The 2,936-nt window shown below is 61.0% G+C and carries 4 protein-coding genes; 2 read left to right on the forward strand and 2 right to left on the reverse strand.

The window, feature by feature from the left end:
• A partial coding sequence (locus Q0288_RS12540) for a sugar nucleotide-binding protein (protein ID WP_299430922.1) occupies positions 1–375 on the reverse strand: 375 nt, incomplete at its 3' end.
• Positions 376–448: 73 nt separating this feature from the next.
• Here Q0288_RS12540 and Q0288_RS12545 point away from each other — a divergent pair.
• The gene (locus tag Q0288_RS12545) at positions 449–1,228 is read left to right on the forward strand and encodes a VOC family protein (RefSeq protein ID WP_299430924.1); all 780 of its coding nucleotides are present in this window, start codon (positions 449–451) and stop codon (positions 1,226–1,228) included.
• On the opposite strand, the gene Q0288_RS12550 is transcribed toward Q0288_RS12545, so the two are convergent.
• Positions 1,223–1,762 carry an N-acetyltransferase gene (locus tag Q0288_RS12550; RefSeq protein WP_299430926.1) on the reverse strand — a complete coding sequence of 180 codons (540 nt, stop codon included), beginning with the start codon at positions 1,760–1,762 and terminating at the stop codon, positions 1,223–1,225. The genes Q0288_RS12545 and Q0288_RS12550 overlap by 6 nt on opposite strands.
• Positions 1,763–1,888: 126 nt before the next feature.
• On the opposite strand from Q0288_RS12550, the gene Q0288_RS12555 reads away from it, so the two are divergent.
• Positions 1,889–2,936 (forward strand): family 1 glycosylhydrolase (locus tag Q0288_RS12555; RefSeq protein WP_299430929.1); only part of this gene is annotated, 1,048 nt, incomplete at its 3' end.

Genomic DNA, 2,936 nt, shown 5'->3' on the forward strand with positions numbered 1-2,936 from the left:
AGGGTTGGGCACAGCCGACTCGGCATAGGGAGGATTCTCGCCATCGAAGAGCTGATCGGTGGAGAGGTGGATCAGCCTTGCGCCAATCGCCTGGCAGGCCCTGGCAACATGGGCCGTTCCTTGCACCGTGATGGCCTCGAGCGCCTCTGAACCGGCCTTGCTATAGGCCGTGTGAATGACTACCTCTGGTCGAAATCTGCGTAAGGCTTGTTCCACCGCTGCCGAGTCCCGAATGTCCAGCCGAACCCACGCTACGCCTGGCAGTGCGGGCGCCTGGCCCCAGTAGCTGGCCCCCAGTACCCAGGGCTGGCCCGGCCCCAGGCGCAGTAAAGCACCTCCCAAATACCCTGTTCCGCCGGTCACAAATATGCGCACTTCGACAGCATATCGAATCCTGGACAGCATGAATCGGATTTACTTTTTATAGCACTTTGGATAGCATATTCTGATGATGCAGACTTTCCCCCGGACGTTGGCACTCGCCGGGCTGACCCTACGGGTGCAGAGCCTCGAGCGCCAACTGGCTTTCTACCGCGACCTCCTGGGTCTCGAGGTCATCCATAGCCAGGGCCACCAGACCGATCTGGCCCCCAGGGGGCAACAATTCACCCTGACCTTGCTCCACCAGCCCTCGGCCCCGCTGCGCCCTCAGCCCACCCTGGGCCTCTACCACTTTGCCCTGCTGCTGCCCAGCCGGCCTGCGCTGGCCGCCATTTTCCGGCGGCTGGTGGAGGCCGGCTACCCTCACTTTCAGGGCGCTTCCGACCACGGCGTTTCGGAGGCCCTCTACCTGGCCGACCCGGAGGGCAACGGTATCGAGCTGTACCGCGACCGGCCCCGGGCCGACTGGCCTTTTCGGGGAGACCGCCTGGCGATGGTGTCTGAACCCCTAGACCTGGATGCACTTCTCCTGGAGTCGCCCTTGGGCGCGACCCTCGAGCCCCAGACCACCCTGGGGCACCTGCACCTGCACGTGGGAAACCTGGACGAAGCACAAACCTTTTACCAGGGTTTGGGAATGGCCCTCATACCAAGGGATTATCCCGGCGCACGCTTCCTGGCTGCCGATAACTACCATCATCATCTGGGCATCAATCTTTGGGCCAGAGGCCGTACCGCACCCGCAGACTCGACGGGGTTGCTGGCCTATCGGGTTGCCCTCGAGGGCAGGCCTGCCCAAACCCTGACGGACCCCAATGGAGCGCTGGTGGAGATCGTACCGTTATAGACCGAACTCCACCGGGTAGCCTACTTCGGCAAAGGCCGCCGGGTAGCGCACCATTCCCCGGTAATCCGGGGTATAGGCGGAAAGCGGCCTGGCCATGTATTCGTCCTGGGCAATTGCAAAGGGTGGGTGAATATCCATCTGTACCGACGGCACGAAGCCAAACCGGGGATAGTAGTGGGCGTGGCCTCGCACCAGTACCAGGGGTACTCCCCTGGCTTCTAACCGTGCCAGCCCCTCCTCCACCAGGCGTTTTCCGGTACCCAGGTTTTGAAATTCAGGATGGATCGCCAGCGGGCCAAGCACCACTACCTTCCGCATCACCCCCTGGCGATCCTCAAGCCCCACCTGACTGAATAAAATGTGCCCGACGGGCCGACCTTTCAGCACCGCTACCAGCGATAGCTCGGGAGTGTACTGCAGCGACTGGCGGGTTCGGGCCACCACCTTGGCTTCCCGCCCCGTGCCAAAGGCCAGCGTGTGGATTTGTTCAACCGCCTCGTATTCGTCGGGGCGTTCCGGTCGAACTTCCATCATAGCTACAATACTTCAAAAATCTGCGGCTGGTCTTCAAACCACAACCCCACTCCATGAAGAAGCAGCCGCTGTATAGCAACCGCCCCCCCTTTTCCCAAAGGCCCGGTTGTCGAGTAGATTGGAAGGGTGACACCCTTCCGCAAACAGGACTTTGGCCCCGACTTTCTCTGGGGCGTAGCCACGGCTTCCTATCAGATTGAAGGCGCGGTGGGCGAAGACGGGCGCAGCGCATCCATCTGGGATACTTTCTCCCACACCCCCGGCAGGATCAAGACCGGCGAGAACGGCGATCTGGCCTGTGACTTCTACCACCGCTACCACGACGACATTGCCCTGATCCGCCAGATGAATATGCAGGTCAATCGCTTTTCACTGGCCTGGCCGCGCATCCTCCCCAGTGGAACCGGTACCGTTAATCAGAAAGGGCTGGACTTCTATCACCGGGTGATTGACCGCACGCTGGAACTGGGGCTGCAACCCTGGGTCACGCTCTACCACTGGGATCTGCCCCAGGTTCTGGAGGAGAAGGGTGGCTGGACCAACCGCGAAATTGTGCAATGGTTTAGCGAGTATGTCGAGGTTTGTGCCAGGGCCTTTGGCAACAAAGTAAAGCACTGGATGGTGCTCAACGAACCCACCATCATCACCGTACTGGGCTACCTGCAGGGCTACCATGCCCCTGGCCGCAAAGGCTTTGGTAACTTCCTACCTGCGGTTCATCACGTGGCGCTGGCCCAGGCCGAAGGTGGGCGGGTTTTAAGGGCCAGTGTGCCCGATGCCCAGATCGGCACCACCTTTTCGGCCTCACACGTAGAGGCCGGTGGCCCCACCTGGCTGAGCAGGGTTGCCGCAGCTGGCTACGACGTGGTTGCCAACCGGCTTTTTCTCGAGGCCGCGCTGGGGATGGGCTACCCCTGGAAAACCCTGCCCTTGCTGCTGGGTCTGAACCGGTACATAAAACCAGGCGACATGGAGAAGCTGCCTTTCGACTTTGACTTTGTGGGCTTGCAGACCTACGTTCGACAGATCATCCGCTTCGACCCTTTGAGCCTGGGTACCTGGGCCAGAGAAATCCCCCACCGGGAGCGCGGCAACGAGCTAACCGAGATGGGCTGGGAGGTCTGGCCGGAGAATATCTACCATCTGCTCAAGAAATTTGCCGCCTGCAAGAGAT

Source organism: uncultured Meiothermus sp., assembly GCF_937863175.1.
GTDB lineage: Bacteria > Deinococcota > Deinococci > Deinococcales > Thermaceae > Meiothermus.